Origin of the sequence: Hyphomicrobium sp. DMF-1, assembly GCF_027886585.1 — a bacterium.
GTDB lineage: Bacteria > Pseudomonadota > Alphaproteobacteria > Rhizobiales > Hyphomicrobiaceae > Hyphomicrobium_C > Hyphomicrobium_C zavarzinii.
Window position 1 is genome coordinate 300,993 of the sequence record NZ_CP115706.1, and the last position, 20,769, is coordinate 321,761.

Consider the following 20,769-nt stretch of genomic DNA (forward strand, 5'->3'; position numbering starts at 1 on the left):
TACTTATGGGGTCTCAAAGCTGCTTTCTAAGGCGCGCGGCATAAAATCCATCCAGCCCGGACAGACCAGGCTCGGCACGTGGCAGATGGCACGGAAGCGTGCGCAGGTCGCCTTCAGGCGTGAGCCAAGCGCCCTCAATTCCGGCCTCTCCGGCGGCGACGGGCACCCTCGAAAAATCGCTGTTCAAAGACAGGAAGAGGGCGATCTGCGCAGGCCCTTCCTCGGGCTCCAGAGAACACGTGCAGAAGACGAGCAGTCCGCCGGGACGCACCAGATGCGCCGCGTGCTCCAGCAAGCGTTGTTGAAGGGCGACGCGGTCCGATGTGTCGTCCTTGCGCTTCAGATGCAGGATGTCCGGATGGCGGCGGATGGTTCCGGTGGCGCTGCACGGCGCATCGAGCAGCACGGCGTCGAACTGGCGCCCTGGCGCCCATGCGGTGATGTCGGCCTCCACCCGCTCGGCCTTGAGGTCCAGGCGGGCGAGGTTCTCAGCAAGGCGCTCGAGGCGCGCCGGCACGTTGTCGACGGCTGTCACCAGAGCACCGGCAGCGGCGAGCTGCGCCGTCTTGCCGCCGGGCGCCGCGCAGAGGTCCGCGACGTGAAGGCCGGCGACGTCGCCGAGGAGGCGCGCGGGCAGGGAGGCTGCCGCATCCTGCACCCACCAGGCACCTTCGGCGTAGCCCTCGATATCCTCGATGCGGCCTCCGCGCTGAAGCCGCACCGTTCCGTTCGGCAGGACTTCTCCGCCGAGCCGCTCGGCCCAGGATGCCGGATCCGATTTCACCGAAAGATCGAGCGCGGCTTCCTGGAGCGAGGCGGCAGCGATGTCGCGCGCCTGCGCCTCACCATAGGTCTCGGTCCAGCGGGCGAGCAGCCACGGCGGCATGTTCACGGTGACGGGATCAAGCTTGGCCAGCACATCCTTCCCCAACGTCGAGACGCGGCGAAGAACGGCGTTGGTCAGGCGGTCGAAGCGCCGCGCCTTGTGGTCGTCCCGGCATTGATCGACGGCGAGACTGATGGCGGCGTGGGGCGGCGTATCGAGCAGCAAAAGCTGCGCGGCGGCCGAGAGAAGGATGGGCCACAGGCGACCGCTGTCGGCAGGCAACGGCTTTTCCAGAAATGAGGAGACGACGGCCTGCAACTCGCCCTTTCGGCGCAGGACCGTCATCACGATCAGACGCGCCAGCGCGCGATCGCGTGGCTCCAGCGGACCGGCGCGCTCGGAGGCCGCCTCGAACGCATCGTCGAGGGCGCGGCCGCGATCGAGGATCGCCCCGAGGCAGGCGACGGCAAGCGCGCGCGTGGCATAGCCCGCAGGGCGCGGACGGGGGCTGGAAGGTTGCTTGCCGGATTTGCCTGCGACGGCAGAACCGCGCGCGCCGGAATGGCGGGGGCGCTTTGCGTCAGGGCGGCGCGGAGACGTCATCGGAGCTTTTCACCGGGGTTGGGCTGGACGCCATAGCATCCGCTCCGGCTTCCTTGGCCGGAGCGGAGAAGCCCGTCAAGCACCGCGTCGCCGCGACCCGGCTAACCCCAGGGTCCGCGCGTAGAGCTGCCCGCTCCGCGCGACGGGTCCGACCAGGGGCCCGAGCCGCCCGGCGATACGTCCGGCCCACCGAGGTTGACGCCGCTGCGCATCATTTCCTGCGCCAGCGCCTCTAAGGCCGCGATGCGGTTCTCGGTGTTGGGATGGGTCGAGAACAGGTTGTCCATCCCCTGGCCGGTCAGCGGATTGATAATGAACATGTGGGCTGCGGCCGGCACCTGCTCCGCCTCCTCGTTGGGGATGCGCTGCGCGGCGTTGTGGATCTTGAAGAGAGCGGACGAGAGCCAGCGCGGGTTGCCGCAGATGAGAGCGCCCATGCGGTCGGCGCTGTACTCACGCGAGCGGCTGATCGCCATCTGCACGAGCATGGCGGCGAAAGGCGCGACCAGCATGGCGAGGATGGCGCCGATCATTCCCACGCCACCGCCGCGCTCGTCGCGGTTTCCGCCGAACAACATGCCGAACTGAAGATACTGGGCGAGCATCGAGATGGCGCCGCCGATGGTGGCGGCGACGGTCATCGTCAACGTGTCGCGGTTCTTGATGTGCGCCAGCTCGTGCGCGATGACGCCCGCGATCTCCTCGCGGTTCAGCGTTTCGAGAAGGCCCGAGGACGCGGCGACGGCCGCTCGCTGCGGGCTGCGCCCGGTCGCGAAAGCATTCGGCTGCGGATTGTGCATGATGAAAACGCGCGGCATGGGCAGCTCCGCGCGGCGCGCCAAGTCCCGCACGAGGCCGTAATATTCAGGTGCTGTGCGTTCGTCCACCTCCTGGGCCTGGAACATCTTGAGCACCATCGTGTCCGAGTTCCAGAGGCTGAACAGGTTCATGGCCAGCGCCACGAAGAACGCAATGACCATGCCCTGCTGACCACCGACAGCCGCGCCCATGGCCACGAAAATGGCCGTCAGCGCAGCGAGCAGAAAAGCTGTCTTGGCGTAGTTCATCGGCATCCGTCACTCCATCCCGCCCGAAGGCAGGCCTCCTTTAAGCTTCACGTTCGAGGCCCGGTCGTTCAAGCGCCTCGCGCGATCTTTCGAGACTGCTATATAGGAAGGGGTCTGGCGCGAGACCAGAATCCCTCTCCTCGCTCCGTCCCGACGACAAGGGTCCTATTTGCGCAATGACGACGCCGATCGACAAGCTCCCGACAGATCCCGAGGTTTCGGCCGAATCCGTGCCAAAGCGGACATTGTCGCCGGAAGCGCAGCGGGCGCTTCAGGAGGCGGCGGAGCGGCGGGAGGCGGCCGAAGAGGCGGCCCGGAGCAACGCCAAGCGTCCCGAAGTCGGCGGCCGGGATGGCCCGGAGCCCACGCGCTACGGCGACTGGGAAAAGGGCGGGATCATCAGCGATTTCTGAGCCCCGATCGGCCGCGTCCCTCCGCCTGTCCCGAAATGATCGCTGGCATGGAGAGGCATCGTAAGCCTCTGAGATTTCCCCTGCGCGGATGGCTGTATTCCAACGCACTGCATAACCTAACTTTTTCTTCCTGTTAACACTCCTTTAACCGGGTCTGCAGACGCGCCCGGACCAGACGCGCACGCCCGCATTTCCGGCACCTCGGTTGCACGAGCCATCCCAAGAAAATTTGGACTGGCTCAACGAGAGACACACCGATGCGCGGATGGCTGATTGAAAAAACAAGAAGCTTCAAGGGCGACGAACAAGGCAGCGTCGCCGTCATCTTCTCGATGATGCTCGTGGTGCTGGTGTTCGCGGCCGGCATCGCGGTGGACTACGGACGCACGCTCCATGCGCGCTCGACGCTGATCTCGGCGGCGGACGCTGCCGCGCTTGCTGCCGGGCGCGCGCTCGGCGAGGGCACACGTACGGATGGCGAGCTCAAGGCGCTCGCGGAAACCTACTTCAAGGAGAACATCGGCGACGGCATGGCGTTCGGCGACGTGACCGATTTCGCCGTCTCCATCGACAGGCAATCCGGCAAAGTGCGGGTCGATGCATCGGCGAACGTCCCGATGACGCTCACGCGTGTCGCCGGCTTCGACACCATCGAGGTGCCGGCTATGGCCGAAACGATCTCGTCCCAGCGCGACATCGAGCTGGCCCTGGTGCTCGACGTGACCGGCTCGATGGGAAGCCCGTCGTCCAAGATTGCAGATCTGCGCACGGCCGCCGCCGATCTCGTCGAGCTGATGCTTCCAGACGAAGGTCGTCCCGGCAAGGTGCGCATCGGGCTTGCGCCTTACGCGGCGAGCCTCAACGCGGGCAGCTATTTCAAAACCGTGACCGGCCGCTCGAGCGGCACGGGCTGCGTGTTCGAGCGCAGCGGCTCTGCTCGCTTCAGCGAAAGCGCACCCGGCACCGGAGCCTACCTCGGCTACAACAAGGACGTCGAATGCCCGTCCGCGACGGTGCAGGCGCTGACCGACAGGAAGGCGACGCTGAAATCGCAGATCGCGGCGCTGCGTCCGAACGGAAACACGGCGGGCCACATCGGCACGGCGTGGGGCTGGTATCTCCTTTCTCCGCGCTGGAGCGGCGTCTGGCCGTCGGCCAGCAAGCCCGCGGCCTACGATCCCAAGACGACGATCAAGGCCGTTCTCCTCATGACAGACGGCGAGTTCAACACCGAGTACGTCGCGGCGAACGGCAGCTCGTCGGCCCAGGCGCGCGCGCTCTGCACGAACATGAAAGCGCAAGGCGTCGTGGTCTACGCGGTGGGCTTCATGGCGGGACGCACGGCCGAAAAGCTTCTCAGCGAATGCGCCACCTCCGCCAACCACTACTTCTCCGCTTCCGACGGCGATGCGCTCAAAATGGCCTTCCAATCGGTGGGCCGCAGCCTGACGGATCTGCATCTCACGCAATAACGTCCGCCCGCACCGCTCCCGCTCTTCATCCCGGCCGCGTTGCTGCCCAGCCCGCGAGGCTTTAGGGTAGCGCCGGGATTGGGGAGCCGGCAGCACTCGCGGGTGCAGGGGGACGGATGCGAAGAAAGCCACGACGTCTATTCTCGAAGCTCCTGCTGCTGCTCTTTCTGGCCGTCGCCGTCGTGGGCGGCTTCTGGTTCGGTCTCATCCCGCAACGGCTGAGCCCGTTCAGCCCGATCTCACTCGAAAATCCGCCGTCGTTCTTCGTCGACCCCAAGCTCTCGGCGCTGCGGTTCGATCCCGTGCTGTGCAACGCTGTGCTCAAGGAGCCGCACATCGACGCGACGCAGATACCGGATCGTCCCATGAAGGACGGCTGCGGGTGGGAGAACGCGGTGCGTTTCACCACCACGGGCGGCGCGAAGATCGGCGTCGAGCCTCTCACGTGCGAGATGGCGGCGGCGCTGACGCTCTGGGTGGAGCACGAGGTGCAGCCGCTCGCGAAAGAGATGTTCAGGCAAGAAGTGGTGCGCCTCGGCGACATGGGGACTTACGGCTGCCGCAATATCGTCGGCAATCCGTTCTGGAAGGGCGTGCGCAGTCAGCACGCCACCGCGAACGCCATCGACATCTCAGGCTTCACGCTCGCCGATGGCCGGTCGATCAGCCTGCTCAAGGACTGGAAGGGATCGGGCAAGGAAAGCGAGTTCCTGCGCAAGGTGCACAGGCGGGCGTGCAAGTATTTCCGCGTCTCGCTGGGTCCGGACTTCAACGCCGCGCACAACAATCATTTCCATTTCGACCGCGGCCTGATGTGGACGTGCCGCTAGGCCGCCGGGATCAGTCTCCGAGGCGGGCAGCGCCGATAATGGGACCGGTGCTCGCTTCCTGGATCAGCACGATCAGATCCTCGGTCTCGGGGCGCATGATGGCGGCGCGGGCGAGGCGGATGGTGGCGGGCCGGCCGTTCCACAGCCCGACGGGGGTCAGCTCGCGCACGACGTTGTAGTAGGTCAGCGTCTTGCCGTTGTTCTCGCCGCCCCGCACCGACACCTGCGCCGACTTCTGCACCACGGCCAGCCAGATGGTGGCCTCCTTCGGCTCTGATCCGGCAGGCGCGGCGCCTGCTTCGATGATGATGTTGGAGCCGTAGTGCCAGAAATGCACGGGCACGCGGCTGCTGGACAGGGCCGTCTCGGTGGCTCGCACCGCACGGTCGATCTCCGACTGGCTCGAGCCCAGCACCTCGGCGGCGCCGTTCACCACAGCCTGCGGCGTGTAGACGGTGCCGATACCGAAGCGTTTCGCGTACTCGCGCTGGCGCTCGGCATTGCGCGGGCCGGCGAGCGTGTCCTTCCAGCCGAGGTAGTCCCAGTAGTCGATGGGCAGCGACAGGCCGACGATATTCTGCTGATCGAGATATTGTTTGAGCAGGGCGTCGGCCGCCGGGCAATCGGAGCAGCCCTGGCTCGTGAACATTTCGATGACAGCGCGCGGCGGACCGCTTCGCTGCACCATCTCCGGCATCTGCTCGGTCTCGGCGTTGGCGAGCACGGGCGCCAACAGCACGGTCGCGGCCATGAGCGCCAAGCGGCGCGCAAAACGTAGGGCTCTCGACACGGTGTCCTTTTGCATGATCCGAGCGCGTACCGTCGTCCGCCGTGCCTAAGTGCGGTGTGCGGACCTGGAGCTTAAAACCGCGATTCCCGCCATGAGCCGAACCGGTCTCAGGCGATCAGGGTCCAAGGCGCACATCCGCGCCTTCCCTAGATTGATAAGATCTGACGGGCCGATGGTCCAGGGTGTGCGATCCCCGAGAGGGATCAACATACGCCCGTGCGCAATGGAGCCCTAAGCCTTTGGCGAAAAGATAAATTCCGACATCTGACAGACGCGGCCGAGGCGATCATGAAAAAAAGATCATGATTGCCTCGGGCTGATTGGTGTCGGTTCGGGCAGCGCGCCTATGCCGCCAGGTTGCGGAGCACGTACTGAAGAATGCCGCCGTTCTTGTAGTACTCGATCTCGTCCAAAGTATCGATCCGGCAGACGAGCGGCACGGCGAGCTTGGAGCCATCCTTGCGGGTGATCTGGGCTTCCACGATCTGGCGCGGCTTGAGGCTCGCGAGACCCTTCAGCGTCACCGTCTCGCTGCCGTCGAGGCCGAGCGTCTGCCACGTGGTGCCCGGCTCGAACACGAACGGGATGATGCCCATGCCGACGAGGTTCGAGCGATGGATGCGCTCGAACGACTGGGCGACGACCGCCTTCACACCAAGCAGGTTGGTGCCCTTGGCCGCCCAGTCACGCGAGGAGCCGTTGCCGTACTCGACGCCTGCAAACACGACGAGCGGCACGCCTTCGGCGGCATAGCGCTGCGCCGCGTCGTAGATCGCGAGCTTCTCGCCCGAGGGATGGTGGATGGTGTAGCCGCCCTCGACGACGTTTCCGGCCTCGTCCTTCACCATGAAGTTCTTGATGCGGATGTTGGCGAAGGTGCCGCGCATCATCACTTCATGGTTGCCGCGGCGGGTGCCGTACTGATTGAAGTCGGCGGGCTTCACGCCTTCCTCGAGCAGATACTTGCCCGCGGGAGAGGCGGCCTTGATGGAGCCGGCCGGCGAGATGTGGTCGGTCGTGATCTTGTCACCGAACAGCGCGAGCACGCGTGCGCCTTCGAGGTCGGTGATGGGACGGGGGGACTTGGTGATGCCTTTGAAGTAGGGCGGGTTCTGCACATACGTGGACTTGTCGTCCCAGCCGTAGGTGAGACCGGCGCCCGCCTTGATGGTGCGCCAGCGATCGTCGCCGTGAAATACGTCCGCGTACTTCGACTTGAAGAGGTCGCGCGAGATATTCTCGGCGATGAACTTCTGGACCTCCTGGTTCGTCGGCCAGATGTCCTTCAGGTAGACAGGCTTGCCATCGCTGCCCGTGCCGAGCGGCTCGGTCGAGAGATCGCGCGCCACGGTGCCTGCGAGCGCATAGGCCACGACCAGCGGCGGAGACGCCAGATAGTTGGCCTGCACGTCGGGGCTCACGCGGCCTTCGAAGTTGCGGTTGCCCGAGAGCACGGCGGCGGCGACGAGGCCGTTTTCGTTGATCGCCTTCGAGATCTCGGCGGGAAGCGGGCCGGAGTTACCGATGCAGGTGGTGCAGCCGAAGCCGACGAGGTTGAAGCCGATCTTGTCGAGATACGTCTGCAGGCCCGCCTTCTCGAGATAGGCGGCGACGATCTGGCTTCCAGGCGCGAGCGAGGTCTTGACCCAGGGCTTCGAGGTGAGGCCCTTGGCGACGGCATTGCGCGCGAGCAGACCCGCGGCGATGAGCACGGACGGGTTCGACGTGTTGGTGCAGCTCGTGATGGCGGCGATTACGACGTCGCCGTGGCCGAGATCGAAGTCGCGGCCTTCGACGGGCACGCGCTTCGCCCCTTCGCCGGGCTTCTTGTACTCGCTTTCAAGGGCCGTCGCGAAACCGGACTTGACGTCGGGCAGCGCGATGCGGCCCTCGGGACGCTTGGGACCGGCCAGAGACGGGCCGACGGTCGCGAGATCGAGCTCCAGCGTATCGGTGAAGACGGGATCTCCGGCGTCCTTGGTGCGGAAGAGGCCCTGCGCCTTCGTGTAGGCGTCGACGAGCGCGATGCGCGCCGGGTCGCGGCCCGAGATGGTGAGATAGTTGAGCGTCTCGCCGTCTACCGGGAAGAAGCCACAGGTGGCGCCATACTCGGGCGCCATGTTGGCGATGGTCGCGCGATCGGCGAGGGTCAGGTGGTCGAGGCCCGGTCCGTAGAACTCTACGAACTTGTTCACCACGCCTTTCTTGCGCAGCATCTGCGTGACGGTGAGCACGAGATCGGTTGCCGTGACACCTTCCTTGAGCGCGCCGACCAGGCGGAAACCGATCACCTCGGGGATCAGCATCGACTGCGGCTGGCCCAGCATGGCAGCCTCGGCTTCGATGCCGCCGACGCCCCATCCAAGAACCGCAAGACCGTTGACCATGGTGGTGTGGCTGTCGGTGCCGACGAGGGTATCGGGATAGGCGAGCGTCTCGCCCGAATCCGTCGTTGCAGTCCAGACCGTCTGCGCCAGATACTCAAGGTTCACCTGATGGCAGATGCCGGTGCCCGGCGGCACGACCCGGAAATTCGCGAACGCGCCCTGGCCCCACTTGAGGAAGAGATAGCGCTCGCCGTTGCGGTCATACTCGAGCTCGACGTTCTTCTCGAACGCGTCCGCATTGCCGAAAGCGTCGACGATGACCGAGTGATCGATGACGAGATCGACGGGCACAAGCGGATTGATCTTCTTGGCGTCGCCGCCGAGCGTCAGCATGCCATCGCGCATTGCGGCCAGATCGACGACGGCGGGCACGCCGGTGAAATCCTGCATCAGCACGCGCGCGGGCCTGAACCCGATCTCCTTCTCGGCCTTGCCCTTGTTCACCAGCCATTCGGACACCGCGACGATGTCGGCTTTCGTCACCGAGCGGCCGTCCTCATGACGAAGCAGATTCTCGAGCAGAACCTTCATCGAATAGGGGAGCTTCGAAATGCCCGCGAGGCCGTTCTTCTCCGCCTCGGGAAGCGAATAGTAGACGTATGGCTTGCCATCGACGGACAGCGTCTTGCGGCATTTGAAGCTGTCCAGGGAAACCGGCGCAGAGTTGGCAGTCGTGGAAGCGCTCACGTTTCTTCTCCTTGAGGCGGGATGTTTCGAGCGGACCGAAACGAGAAATTTCTGGCCGCGTTACGCTTGGCGGGACGTGCCCAGCAGGACGCGGGCGGACCGGATGCATTTTTTGCAGTAGCGAAGCGCGAAGCAAGCCAATTATATAGGCGACTAAAGTCTAGAACCAGCACAGCCGTGCTTGTTAATTTTGCAAATCCTCTATGTCGCAGGCCCATTCGCGCGGGCTCGAGCTGGGTCGATCGCTTGTTTCTTCATGCTGACAATCTGACTGTGGAACGTGGGACGCGAACCGTCATCTCGGCGTTGTCGTTCACCGCGAAAGCAGGCGAAGCGTTGCTGCTCGTGGGGCCGAACGGAGCGGGAAAGACGACGCTGATCCGCACGCTCGCGGGTTTCATCACGCCAGCGGCGGGGACGATTTCCCTCAATGCCGAGTTCACCGATCAGGATGTGGCGGAGGCCTGCCACTACGTCGGTCATTTAACCGGCATCAAGGCCAATCTCACGGCAGAGCAGAATCTCGTGTTCTGGGCGGAGTATCTCGGTGCCCGGGAAAGCACGCCGATCGAGGACCGGGTTCACGACGCGCTTTCTCACTTCGGTCTCTCTCAGCTCGCCGACTACCCAGCGGGTCTTCTCTCCGCGGGCCAAAAGCGCCGGCTCGGACTTGCGCGGCTCAGCGTGGCGCACCGGCCGATCTGGCTGCTCGACGAGCCGACTGTCTCGCTCGATGCCGCTTCGACGGACTTGCTCGCCAAGCTCATCCGCAAGCACCTCGCCAACAACGGCCTCGTCATCGCGGCGACGCACCTGCCGCTCGGGCTCGAGGATCCGACATATCTGCGCCTCGGGCCTGCACCTTCGACGGGCGCGGCGCCCGGCGACACTCTCTCGGGGGGCGGCGCGCCATGACGGGCTTCTGGGCGCTTCTCAAGCGCGACCTCACGCTGGCCGTTCGCGAAGGATCGGCGCTCGGCACCGCACTCGGCTTCTATCTCGTGGTGGTGGCCATGCTGCCACTCGGCCTCGGCCCCGACCTCAAGCTGCTCTCGCGCATCGCGCCGGGCGTGCTTTGGATCGCGCTGCTGCTCGCCGCGCTGCTGTCACTGCCGCGCATGTTCGAAGCCGACCACGAGGACGGCTCGCTCGAAGTGATGGCCACCGCGCCGCTTCCGCTGGAGCTGGCCGTGGCAGCCAAGGCGCTCGCGCACTGGATCTCGACGGGGATTCCGCTGGCGCTCATGGCGCCTGTGCTGGGTCTGATGCTCAACCTCGACATCACGCTTACGCCGGCGCTCGTGGGCACCATGCTGGCCGGCACGCCCGCGATCAGCTTCCTGGGCAGCGTGGGCGCCGCGCTCACGCTCAAGGCACGGCGCGGGGGGCTGCTGCTCGCGCTGCTGGTACTGCCGCTCTACATCCCGACCCTCATTTTCGGCATTTCCGCCATAGGGTTCGCAAGTCTCGGCCAGGATGGGCTCAGTGCCTCCCTGCTGATCCTGCTCGCGATCTCGGTCGCATCGGTGGCAGCGGCGCCGCTCGCCTCGGCTGCGGCATTACGGCTGCAAATGTCGTAATCCTGCGTCAATGCTGCGCTTGGCTAGCGTCCCTAAGGGATCAGTGGCCGTGAACCTTACCTTTGTTTAACGCGCCCTGGAGCGGAATACCGGTTTCCAGTTTTCTGGAAGCGCTTTAGATGAAATCCATGCAAACACTCACTCAGCGTCTCGCAAACCCGACCCGCTTCATGGAGCTTTCGCGCGCGATCCTGCCTTGGATCGCGGCTGGCGCAGCTCTGTTCATCGCGTATGCGATGTATCTCGTCTTCTTCGTCGCGCCGCCCGACTACCAGCAGGGCGAGACCGTCAAGATCATGTACATCCACGTTCCTTCGGCCTGGCTCGCGCTGATGGGCTATTCGATCATCGCACTGTCGAGCTTCGGGCTCTTGGTGTTCCGCCACCCCCTCGCGGACGTGTCGGCCAAGGCCGCAGCGCCGATCGGGGCCGCATTCACCCTCGCCGCGCTGATCACCGGCTCGCTCTGGGGCAAGCCGATGTGGGGCACCTATTGGGTGTGGGACGCGCGGCTCACCTCCGTGCTGATCCTCTTCTTCCTCTATCTCGGGCTTATCGCGCTGCGCTCATCGCTCGAGGACGAGGCGCTGGCGGGCAAGCTCACGGCCGTGCTGGCCCTGGTCGGCGTCGCCATCCTGCCGATCATCAAGTTCTCCGTCGACTGGTGGAACACGCTGCACCAGCCCTCTACCGGCTTCACGAGCTCGGTCGATCCCAGCATGCGCACCCCGCTCCTGCTCTCGGCGATCGGGTTCACGCTACTCTTCATCGCGCTGCATCTCAAAGGCATGCAGAATGAGATCCTACGGCGACGCGTGAAGACGCTGCGTCTCGCGGAGATCGAGCGCGGCGACCGGGCGTTCTCGGAACGGGTGGAGTAGAGCGTCATGGATCTCGGCCCGCACGCAGCCTTCATCTGGGCGTCCTATGCCGCATTCGCCGCGATCATCGGCCTCCTCGTCGGATGGACGCTGCTCGACGGCTGGCGGCAGGCCAAGGCGCTCGCCGATGCAGACCGGCGCGGTCTCAAGCGCCGCTCCGACAGAACCGCAAATCAGGGACAGAAGACCTCATGAGCACGGAAACCAGCACGCCCCCCGAGCGCAAAAGCCGCGGCTGGGTGATGGTTCCGCTGCTCATTTTCGTGGCGATCGCGGCTCTGTTCGCGTTCGCGCTCACCTCGGGCGATCCCAGCAAGCTGCCGTCAGCGCTCATCGGCCGTCCTGTGCCGCAAACGGAGTTCCCGCCGCTCGAAGGGTTGCTGTCGAACGGCGCGCCCGTGCCCGGCTTCCACGCCGCCGACCTCGCCAAGGGCAAGGTCTCGGTCGTCAACTTCTGGGCCTCGTGGTGCGTGCCGTGCATCGAGGAGCATCCGCTGCTGATCGAGCTCCGGAAACGCTCCGGGGTCGACATCTATGGCGTGAACCACAAGGACCAGGCAGAAGCCGGCCGGCGCTTCCTCGGCCGCTACGGCAATCCGTTCACGGCGGTGGGCACGGATCGCACGGGGCGCAACGCCATCGAGTGGGGCGTGTACGGCATGCCGGAAACCTTCGTCATCAACGGCGAGGGCAAGATCGCCTACAAGCACGTGGGGCCGATCTCGCCGGATAGCCTCGAAAAGACCCTGCTGCCCGCCATCGAGAAGGCGCGCGCGGTCGCAGTGCAAAAGTAGCGGGCTGGCCTTCCAGGCCGGGCGACGCTTTTTCGAGCCGGATCAATCGCCAAAAAAAAGATCCCGGCGTTTGCCGGGATCTTGAGAAATCAGCTAACGAGCAGCCCCGCACTCACTAGACGGGAAAGAACTCGCCGCGGGAGTGGTTGAGAACGCTCAGCGTGCCCGTCGCGATGTCGAAGTAGGCGCCGTGCAGCGACAGACGGCCCTTGTCCTCCACCTGCTTGACGAAGGGGAAGGTGCGGAGGTTCGCGATCGAGGTCTTGATGCCTTCGTGCTCAAGCAGCCTCAGCTTCTCGGCCTGCGGGGCCATCTGGTGAGCGGACACGACGTGCAGACGCGCCTCGTCCAGCATCGACATCCAGCGCGAGATGAACTTGGCCTCGGTCTGGATCGCGGCGCTCTGATCGAGTGCGGTCTTCACGCCGCCGCATCCCGAGTGGCCCATCACCACGAGGTGCTTGATGCGCAGGTTCATGACTGCGAACTCGATGGCTGCGCTCACGCCGTGGAACTTGCCGCCCGTCTCGTACGGGGGCACCAGGTTGGCGACGTTGCGCACAACAAACAACTCGCCCGGCATGGCGCTGAACACGGTTTCCGGATCGACACGGCTATCGCAGCAGGAGATGATCATCACCTCCGGGTCCTGCCCGTATGTCGCGAGTTCTTCGTAGTGATCCGCGTTCGGAACGAAATGGCGGTGCTTGAAGCGGCGGTAACGGTCGGTCAGTTGTTCTGGGAAGCTCGACATTCGGGTTCGCCTCAAAATGAAGTGCCTGGGAAATTACGATACGAGGGCCGGGCGTGTCTGCCTCACAACACCTCAGATATCGGTCAGTTTCTACTCCAACAGCGGACGCACGCGACATTGCAATCGTCGCACCCAGCGCGCAGTTGTGCACAGAACGCCGAGTACCCGGCATGGTTAAACCCTGTATTTCAAGGCGTCTTCTGGTTGCGGGACCCCCTGCCAGCCGTTATCGTTCGCCGCACCAATGGCAAACTAGTGCTGGCTCACAGCAATCAAGGGGGGCGCGCCAGCCGGTAAAGCAAGGCTTGGCGTGATTATTCTATGACGTCACAGTCTTCTTCCGCGCCGAAATCGACATACGGGCAGGACCTGCTCGCATCGGTTGTCGTCTTCCTGGTGGCCCTGCCGCTGTGCATGGGCATCTCCATCGCTTCGGGCATGCCGCCTACGGCGGGTATCATCACCGGCATTATCGGCGGCCTCATCGTGGGCGTGCTGGCAGGCTCGCCACTCCAGGTCAGCGGACCGGCCGCCGGTCTCAGCGTCCTGGTGCTCCAGTTCGTGCAGGCCAACGGCGTCGAAATGCTTGGCGTCGTTGTCCTGTTCGCCGGCCTCTTTCAGCTCGCCGCGGGCGTGCTTAGACTCGGCCAGTGGTTCCGCGCCGTCTCGCCTGCGGTCATCCACGGCATGCTCGCCGGTATCGGCGTTCTGATCCTCGTCGCGCAGTTCCACGTCATGCTCGACGGAAAGCCGCTCGGAACGGGCATCCAGAACCTGATCGGCATGCCAGGCGCTCTTCTGACGGCGATCGAGGCCGGCGACCATCGCCTCAAGGCGGCAGGTATCGGCCTTCTCACCATCGTGACGATCGCGGGCTGGTCGTTCGCGCCCAAGTCGTGGCGCCTCATGCCGGCCCCGCTCGTCGGCGTGGTCGTGGCCATGCTGGCGGCCGGTCTGCTCGGCCTTTCCGACATCCACTACGTGGTCGTGCCCGACAACATCTGGTCCACGGTCGTGTTCCCCACGCCCGACAACCTGATGCGCATCGTGGAAGCCCCGATCCTGATCGGCGCGATCTCGATCGCGTTCATCGCCAGCGCCGAGACGCTGCTGTGCGCGACCGCCGTCGATCAGATGCACCGGGGACCGCGCACCAAGTATGACAGGGAGCTCTCCGCGCAGGGCGTGGGCAATGCCCTCTGCGGCCTGCTCGGCGTTCTTCCCATGACCGGCGTGATCGTACGCTCCAGCGCGAACGTGGACGCCGGCGCGGTAACGCGGCTCTCGGCCATCATGCACGGCGTCTGGCTTCTACTGTTCGCGAGCGTGCTGCCATTCACGCTGAGCTACATCCCGATCTCGGCCCTTGCCGCCGTTCTCGTCTACACCGGCTACAAGCTCGCCTATCCGAAGATCGTGCCGACGCTGCAGAAGTTCGGCACCAGCGAAGTCGCGATCTACTTCATCACCGTCGCAACCATCGTCGCCACCAACCTTCTGGCGGGTGTGGTCGTGGGTCTGGTGCTGTCGCTGCTCAAGCTGCTCTATGCCTTCTCGCATCTCGAGGTGCGCAAGGTGGAAGAGCCGAACAGCAACCGCGTGGACCTGCATCTCAAGGGTGCCGCGACGCTGATCCGCCTGCCGATGCTCGCAAGCGAGCTCGAGGGGCTGAAGCCGAACACGCACGTCCACATCCACATCGACGATCTCGACTACATCGATCACGCCTGCATCGACCTGCTGACAAACTGGGATCGCCAGCACAAGGCCAGCGGCGGCTCTCTCGAGATCGAGTGGGAAGGGCTCACGCAGAAGTATCAGAACCGCAGCGGCCTCAGAGCTCGAGCGGAAGCGACAGGGCGCTAGAGCCTTTTTCGAAGGCGTGGATGCCGGTTCGGCTCTTCATGCGCTCACAAGATCGAACGACATCATGGCCGGGGCGACCCGGCCATGATCGTTTGCGAGGCCGGTTTCTCAGGACCGCGCCGTGATCGGGGCGGGCGAAGCGTTCCTGAGGATGGCATATCCGAGCAGCGCCGCGCACAGCGAGCCTGAGAGCACGCCGATGCGAATGTCCGCGGCGTAGGTGGGCTCCGGAAACGCCAGCATGCCAATGAACAGGCTCATGGTGAAGCCGATGCCCGCAAGCACGGCAACCCCGAAGAGCTGAACCCACGTGCTTCCTTCAGGACGCGTTCCCACTCCCAGAGCAATAGCCGCTCGTGCGAACGCGAACACGCCGATCGATTTACCCACGAGGAGGCCGAGCGCGATGCCGAGCGGAATGGGGCTCAAGAGCCGATCGGGCGTGATGCCGACGAGAGAGACGCCGGCGTTGGCGAAAGCGAAGGCAGGGAGGACTCCGAAGTTGACCCACGGATGCAGGCTCTCCTGAAGCTTCGAGGCGAGCGACTCGACTGTTCCGTTCCGCGTTCCGTTTGCGAGGGGCGTCAGAGGAATCGCAAACGCCGTGACGACACCCGCCAATGTGGCGTGGACACCCGACTTCAGCACGCAGAGCCACACGAACGTGCCGACCAGCACATAGGCGGCGGTGCGCGTGATGCCCCTGAAGTTGAGAACGGCCAGCGCCAAAACCCCGATGCCGGCAAGACCGAGCGCCAGAAGCGAGAGCTTGGACGTGTAGAAAAACGCGATGATCAGGATCGCGCCGAGATCGTCGATGATGGCGAGCGCAAGCAGGAAGATTTTGAGAGCCGACGGAATCCGCGAGCCGACGAGCGCGAGCACGCCGACCGCGAAGGCGATGTCGGTCGCGGTGGGGATGGCCCAGCCCGCGAGGGCGTGCGGGTCGCCGTAGTTGACAGCGACGTAGATGAGCGCCGGCACGATCATGCCACCCAGCGCGCCGATCGCCGGAAGCGCCGCCTGCTTCAGCGACGATAGCTCGCCTTCCACCAGCTCCCGCTTGATCTCGAGGCCGACGTGGAAAAAGAACACGGCCATCAGGCCGTCGTTGATCCAATGCAGAAGGTTCTTGTCCACCTCCAGCGCGCCGATGCGGATCGTAACCGGCGTATCGAGGAGAGCGTCGTAGACGTGAGAGAGCGGCGAGTTGGCGAGCAGGAGAGCCAGGATGGCAGCAAACAGGAGGATGATCCCGCCCGACGCCTCATGATGGATGAACCGAAGGGCGCCGCGCAGCTTTCCGACCATCACCTATCCCAACCAATCGCTTGAGCCTTTTTGTTTTTTGCCGCACGAGGGTACGTGGGTCAACCTTTGCTCATGCGACCAGTTCGACAGGCAAGGGCGGCGCGTTCTGCCACGGCGAAGGCCCAGACAGGTTGAGCTCGTCCGAGCCCTTAGAGCGCGCGATGACGCTCGCGACACCCGCTGCGGCGGAGGCCGCGTGAGAGAGCACGTCGCCACCGTTGAGCATGTTGGCCGTGAACAGGGCAGCGAGCAGATCGCCGGTTCCGTGCGGCACCTCGGTTTCGCGCGGCACGCTGCAAAAGCCCGAGCGCTCTTTCGTGACGACCACATTGGCCAGGCGATCGGTTCCAACTGGAATCGAGCTCGCGAGCACAACCGGCACACCGAGCGTCCGCGCCGCCTCCACCACGTCGCCAAGCGACGACACAGGGCGGCCGGAGAGAAAGGCCAGCTCGAAGCGGTTGGGCTTGATATGCGTCGCCTTGGGCACGAGGCGGTCGCGCACCGCTTCCGCCACGCTTTCGGGGACGTAGAGTCCCTCCGGGTGATCACCGAGAACGGGATCGCAGACAATCAGCGCATCGGGGCGCAACGCGCGAACGCGATCAATCATCGCTTCCGCGAGGCGCACGTGATCCGGGCCCGGAAAGAACCCGGTCAGGATCGCATCCACCTTCGGCAGCCAGCCGTTCTCGCCCAGGGCCTCGGTCATGGCCGCCAACGTATCGGCGGCGACCTGACCGCCGCCGGTGCGGGGGTGGCCAAGATGGTTCGACAACAAAACGGTAGGACAGGCGATCACGTCATGTCCCATGCGCTCCAAAGCCGGCATGACGGCCCGAAGGCCGACCGAGCCGCGGGCGACGAACGACGAGATGGCGAGGATCGTGGCCATGGATCTCCCTGGAGCTGGCAATCGGCGGGTCGAGGCGGGCGCCCTTTCCTCGAGGGCGCCACAGCTTAAGGCCGCGGACTAGATCCAAGCACGGCTTTTTCCAGAGGCATTCCCGGACTGAACAATAGTCGCGTTGGTCCCAACTCCAGTTTGGACTATTTTTGCAGCGCAACATCCGCGTAAATAATACCAAGAGAGGCGACCGAAATGGCTCCGATACGCCCCCGACGCAGCGTTCTCTACATGCCGGGTGCCAACGACAGGGCGCTCGAGAAAGCGCGCTCTCTTCCCGCAGACGCCCTCATTCTCGATCTCGAGGATTCCGTTGCCCCCGATTCCAAGGTCGAGGCGCGCAACAAGGTGGTGGCCTCGGTGAAGGAGGGGGGCTATGGCCGGCGCGAGATCGTCATCCGGCCCAACGCGCTCGAAACGGCCTGGGGCACGGCCGACATCCTGGCTGCGGCCTCGGCGGCGCCGGACGCCATTCTGGTTCCCAAGGTGCAGCACGCGGGCGACATCATCAGCGCGGCCAAGATCCTGAAATCGGTCAACGCGCCGGAAAAAACCAAGCTCTGGGCGATGATGGAGACGCCGCACGCCATTCTCCACGCCGCCGATATCGCCGCCGTCGGCGCGGACCCCGAGAACCGGCTCGTGTGCCTGGTGATGGGAACGAACGATCTGCTCAAGGAAAGCCGGGCGCGTGCCGTGCACGACCGTTTCGCGGTGGTGCCGTGGCTCGCCCTCGCGGTGGTAGCCGCGCGCGGCTACGGCCTCGACATCATCGACGGTGTCTACAACGATTTCAAAGACGAGGCGGGCTTCCGCAACGAGTGCGAGCAGGGACGGACGCTCGGAATGGACGGCAAGACGCTGATCCACCCGTCGCAGGTGGGCCCCTGCAACGAGATCTTCTCGCCCTCCGAGGAGGAGGTGGCCTGGTCCAAAAAGATCATACGCGCGTTCGAGGAGCCCGAGAGCGCGCACAAGGGCGTCATCACCGTCGACGGCAAGATGGTCGAGCGCCTCCACCTCGTGCAGGCGAAGCGAACGGTGGCCATCGCGAACTCGGTCAAGGAGATCGAGGACTGGTTCTAGGGCGGTTCGATGCAAGAGCCCGTGGCTGCTTGCTTTTCTGCCCATTTCTTCCCGGCCCCAGGTCACGGGGCCGCAGTCCCGGGCCGGGAGTGAGGTGGGCGCGATCACCCCCAGGGCGAGCGAAATGGCGCACTCGCATCATCCGGCCAAAAATGGCATAGGACGGCCCTGACCTGAACTTTCGAGGACCGAGACGAGAGCGATGACAAAGACCAATCCCGGCAACTTTTTCGAAGACTATCGCGTCGGACAAGTCCTGAACCACGCCACGCCGCGCACCCTGAACGAAGGCGATGTCGCGATCTACACCAGCTTGTACGGCCCCCGCTTCGCGGTCCAGTCCTCGGACGAGTTCGCGCGCGCCATCGGCTATCCGCGCTCTCCGGTCGACGACCTGCTGCTGTTTCACGTGGTATTCGGCAAGACCGTTCCCGACGTCTCGCTCAACGCCATCGCCAACCTCGGCTATGCGGGCGGCCGCTTCCTCAAGCCCGCCTATCCCGGCGACACGCTCTCGACCGTCTCCGAGGTGATCGGCCTCAAGGAGAACTCCAATCGCGAGACGGGCACCGTGTACGTCCGCTCGACGGGCCGCAACCAACGGGGAGAGGTGGTCCTCGAGTACACGCGTTGGGTCATGGTCCGTAAGCGCGACAAGAACTCGCCCGCGCCGGAAGCCGTCGTTCCCAAGCTCTCCGATCGCGTCGATCCCAAGGACATCGGCGGCGCGGTGCCGGTTCTCGACACCAAGGCCTACAATTACGCCCAGGCGGGCGCTCCCTACCGCTGGGACGACTATGCCGTCGGCGAGCGGATCGACCACGTGGACGGCATGACGCTCGAAGAGGCCGAGCATCAGATGGCCACCCGGCTCTACCAGAACACGGCCAAAGTTCACTTCAATCAGCACACCGAGGCGAAAGGCCGTTTCGGCAAGCGCATCGTCTATGGCGGCGTCACCATTTCGCTCGCCCGTGCGCTGTCGTTCAACGGCATGAACAACGCCTTTCACATCGCGGCGATCAACGGCGGACGCCACGTGGCGCCGCTGTTTGCGGGAGACACCGTCTATTCCTGGTCTGAGGTGCTGGAGAAGGCCGAGCTGCCGGGACGCACGGACGTGGGTGCACTGCGTACCCGTCTCGTGGCGGTGAAGAACCAGGATGCGAGCACGTTCCCGTTCAAGAAGGACAACGGCGACTATGCCGATGGCGTGATCCTCGATCTCGACATCTGGGTGGTGCTGCCGCGTTAATCCGCGATAAGCTCCAAAAGAGATAAAGCATTGCGGGATGGCGACTCCTCGTTTTGAATGGTTGCCAGTCGCACCCGATTCATTGCTTTTCTAGACGTGATCACTCCCTGAACGGGACAAACACTTTTTGGCGGCCGCGAGGTGGACTTGCGGCCTCCTCGGAGGGGCGAGGCGCTCGCCAGGAAATCTTTGACGCAGAAGGTAGCTGTCATTGGAGCAGGCTTGGCTGGCTTGTCGTGCTCCTCCTATCTTCGCCGCGCGGGATGCTTTGTCGAAGTCTTCGAGCAGGAACGCATCATCGGAGGCCGGGTCGCCACGGCGCGAAACGGTCTCGTCGCGTTCGATTCCGGGGCTCAGTACCTCACCGCGCGCTCCGACAAATTCCGCTCTTACATCAACGAGCTGGTGTCTTCCGGCTACGCTGCGCGATGGGACCCCAAGACGACGTCGGGCGAGACCAAGGGCGTGCAGCTCCACACCTGGTATGTCGGCACGCCCGGCATGAGCTCGATCGTGCGCCCGCTGGCCGAGAGCATTCTCGTTCACACCGGCAAGAAGGTGCACACGCTGAAGCCCACGGACAAAGGCTGGACCATCTGGTTCGAGGACCAGACGAGCGCCGGCCCGTTCGCGGCGGTGGCCGTCACCGTTCCGGCGCCAGCCGCGCGGCTGCTTCTCGGCCGGGTCGAGGGCATGGTCGAAACGCTCTCGCGCGTGCGCATGGTGCCGACATGGTCGGTGATGGTGCGCCTCGCCGAGCGGACGCTGCCCGATCAGGACGTCTATTCGGACATGTCGGAAGTGCTGCGCTGGATCGCCCGCAACAGCTCGAAGCCGGGCCGTAACGTGAGCGGCGGGGGCGAGACTGTCGTGATCCACGCCTCTCCGAGCTGGAGCCGGGAGACGGAGGACGCGGATCCCGAGGCGGTGGCCGAGGAGATCTGGGGCGAGGTGACGCGCCAGCTCGGGCTTCCGGCCGTCACACCGCAGCAGATCAGCGCGTATCTTTGGCGCCACGGGCTCGTCGAGCAGTCGCTGGGGGAATCCTTCATCTACTCGAGCCACTACAAGGTGGGGGCCGCGGGAGACTGGTGCCTGGGGCGGCTTGCGGAGCACGCCTACGAGAGCGGGCAGGGGCTCGGCAAAGCGATCGTCAGCTCGCTAATCTGAGTTGAGAAATCGTGTTTAAAGCCCGTCTGTTGCGATGGCGACGCGCACCATTTGGCGAATTGCCCCGTCTGTTGCAGCGCGCTAATAGTC

The 20,769-nt window shown here is 64.7% G+C and carries 19 protein-coding genes; 12 read left to right on the forward strand and 7 right to left on the reverse strand.

The window, feature by feature from the left end; genetic code table 11:
• Positions 1–13 precede the first annotated feature (13 nt).
• Both PE058_RS01315 and htpX read right to left on the reverse strand, forming a co-directional pair.
• Positions 14–1,429 (reverse strand): RsmB/NOP family class I SAM-dependent RNA methyltransferase, encoded by a 1,416-nt coding sequence (locus tag PE058_RS01315; RefSeq protein ID WP_271029647.1) that lies wholly within the window; start codon positions 1,427–1,429, stop codon positions 14–16.
• Between the two features lie 101 nt (positions 1,430–1,530).
• Positions 1,531–2,502: a zinc metalloprotease HtpX gene (htpX, locus tag PE058_RS01320; RefSeq protein WP_020085745.1), complete on the reverse strand. Its 972-nt coding sequence runs from the start codon at positions 2,500–2,502 to the stop codon at positions 1,531–1,533.
• Positions 2,503–2,672: 170 nt separating this feature from the next.
• Between htpX and PE058_RS01325 the strand changes: the two genes are divergently transcribed.
• The 3 genes from PE058_RS01325 to PE058_RS01335 all read left to right on the forward strand — a co-directional run bounded on the left by PE058_RS01325 (position 2,673) and on the right by PE058_RS01335 (position 5,211).
• Positions 2,673–2,909, forward strand: a complete 237-nt coding sequence (locus PE058_RS01325) for a DUF1674 domain-containing protein (RefSeq protein ID WP_271029648.1) — start codon at positions 2,673–2,675, stop codon at positions 2,907–2,909.
• A 257-nt stretch (positions 2,910–3,166) separates the two neighbouring features.
• Entirely contained in the window at positions 3,167–4,381 is a 1,215-nt protein-coding gene (locus PE058_RS01330) for a vWA domain-containing protein (protein WP_020085747.1), read from the forward strand.
• A 116-nt stretch (positions 4,382–4,497) separates the two neighbouring features.
• Positions 4,498–5,211 carry an extensin-like domain-containing protein gene (locus PE058_RS01335; protein ID WP_271029649.1) on the forward strand — a complete coding sequence of 238 codons (714 nt, stop codon included), beginning with the start codon at positions 4,498–4,500 and terminating at the stop codon, positions 5,209–5,211.
• Positions 5,212–5,221: 10 nt separating this feature from the next.
• Here the strand turns inward: PE058_RS01335 and PE058_RS01340 are convergent, their stop codons facing one another.
• Together PE058_RS01340 and acnA are read right to left on the reverse strand one after the other, a co-directional pair.
• Positions 5,222–6,001 carry a DUF1223 domain-containing protein gene (locus PE058_RS01340; RefSeq protein ID WP_245257659.1) on the reverse strand — a complete coding sequence of 260 codons (780 nt, stop codon included), beginning with the start codon at positions 5,999–6,001 and terminating at the stop codon, positions 5,222–5,224.
• Between the two features lie 344 nt (positions 6,002–6,345).
• Positions 6,346–9,075, reverse strand: a complete 2,730-nt coding sequence (gene acnA / locus PE058_RS01345; RefSeq protein WP_020085750.1) for an aconitate hydratase AcnA — start codon at positions 9,073–9,075, stop codon at positions 6,346–6,348.
• A gap of 246 nt (positions 9,076–9,321) precedes the next feature.
• Between acnA and ccmA the strand changes: the two genes are divergently transcribed.
• From ccmA to PE058_RS01370, 5 genes are all read left to right on the forward strand, one after another.
• Positions 9,322–9,990 carry a heme ABC exporter ATP-binding protein CcmA gene (ccmA, locus tag PE058_RS01350; RefSeq protein ID WP_051113794.1) on the forward strand — a complete coding sequence of 223 codons (669 nt, stop codon included), beginning with the start codon at positions 9,322–9,324 and terminating at the stop codon, positions 9,988–9,990.
• Positions 9,987–10,655 carry a heme exporter protein CcmB gene (gene ccmB / locus PE058_RS01355; protein ID WP_020085752.1) on the forward strand — a complete coding sequence of 223 codons (669 nt, stop codon included), beginning with the start codon at positions 9,987–9,989 and terminating at the stop codon, positions 10,653–10,655. Before ccmA ends, ccmB begins: the two co-directional genes overlap by 4 nt.
• 128 nt (positions 10,656–10,783) lie before the next feature.
• Positions 10,784–11,536: a heme ABC transporter permease gene (locus PE058_RS01360; protein WP_051113808.1), complete on the forward strand. Its 753-nt coding sequence runs from the start codon at positions 10,784–10,786 to the stop codon at positions 11,534–11,536.
• A 6-nt stretch (positions 11,537–11,542) separates the two neighbouring features.
• Positions 11,543–11,731: a heme exporter protein CcmD gene (ccmD, locus tag PE058_RS01365; RefSeq protein WP_271029650.1), complete on the forward strand. Its 189-nt coding sequence runs from the start codon at positions 11,543–11,545 to the stop codon at positions 11,729–11,731.
• Positions 11,728–12,330: a DsbE family thiol:disulfide interchange protein gene (locus PE058_RS01370; RefSeq protein ID WP_020085755.1), complete on the forward strand. Its 603-nt coding sequence runs from the start codon at positions 11,728–11,730 to the stop codon at positions 12,328–12,330. Before ccmD ends, PE058_RS01370 begins: the two co-directional genes overlap by 4 nt.
• A gap of 115 nt (positions 12,331–12,445) precedes the next feature.
• Here PE058_RS01370 and PE058_RS01375 read toward each other — a convergent pair whose 3' ends face one another.
• Positions 12,446–13,084, reverse strand: coding sequence for a carbonic anhydrase (locus PE058_RS01375; RefSeq protein ID WP_020085756.1), 639 nt, complete (start codon positions 13,082–13,084; stop codon positions 12,446–12,448).
• A gap of 321 nt (positions 13,085–13,405) precedes the next feature.
• On the opposite strand from PE058_RS01375, the gene PE058_RS01380 reads away from it, so the two are divergent.
• Positions 13,406–14,950, forward strand: a complete 1,545-nt coding sequence (locus tag PE058_RS01380; protein WP_020085757.1) for a SulP family inorganic anion transporter — start codon at positions 13,406–13,408, stop codon at positions 14,948–14,950.
• Positions 14,951–15,058: 108 nt separating this feature from the next.
• Here the strand turns inward: PE058_RS01380 and nhaA are convergent, their stop codons facing one another.
• Positions 15,059–16,261, reverse strand: coding sequence for a Na+/H+ antiporter NhaA (gene nhaA, locus PE058_RS01385; protein WP_020085758.1), 1,203 nt, complete (start codon positions 16,259–16,261; stop codon positions 15,059–15,061).
• 70 nt (positions 16,262–16,331) lie between these two features.
• A complete protein-coding gene (locus PE058_RS01390) occupies positions 16,332–17,156 on the reverse strand; it encodes a pyridoxal kinase (protein ID WP_271029651.1) in 825 nt (274 codons plus the stop codon).
• Between the two features lie 207 nt (positions 17,157–17,363).
• On the opposite strand from PE058_RS01390, the gene PE058_RS01395 reads away from it, so the two are divergent.
• From PE058_RS01395 to PE058_RS01405, 3 genes are all read left to right on the forward strand, one after another.
• Positions 17,364–18,254, forward strand: a complete 891-nt coding sequence (locus tag PE058_RS01395) for an HpcH/HpaI aldolase/citrate lyase family protein (RefSeq protein WP_026867993.1) — start codon at positions 17,364–17,366, stop codon at positions 18,252–18,254.
• A gap of 202 nt (positions 18,255–18,456) precedes the next feature.
• Positions 18,457–19,509, forward strand: a complete 1,053-nt coding sequence (locus PE058_RS01400) for a MaoC family dehydratase (RefSeq protein ID WP_271029652.1) — start codon at positions 18,457–18,459, stop codon at positions 19,507–19,509.
• A gap of 141 nt (positions 19,510–19,650) precedes the next feature.
• The gene (locus PE058_RS01405; RefSeq protein ID WP_271029653.1) at positions 19,651–20,679 is read left to right on the forward strand and encodes an NAD(P)/FAD-dependent oxidoreductase; all 1,029 of its coding nucleotides are present in this window, start codon (positions 19,651–19,653) and stop codon (positions 20,677–20,679) included.
• Positions 20,680–20,769 lie beyond the last annotated feature (90 nt).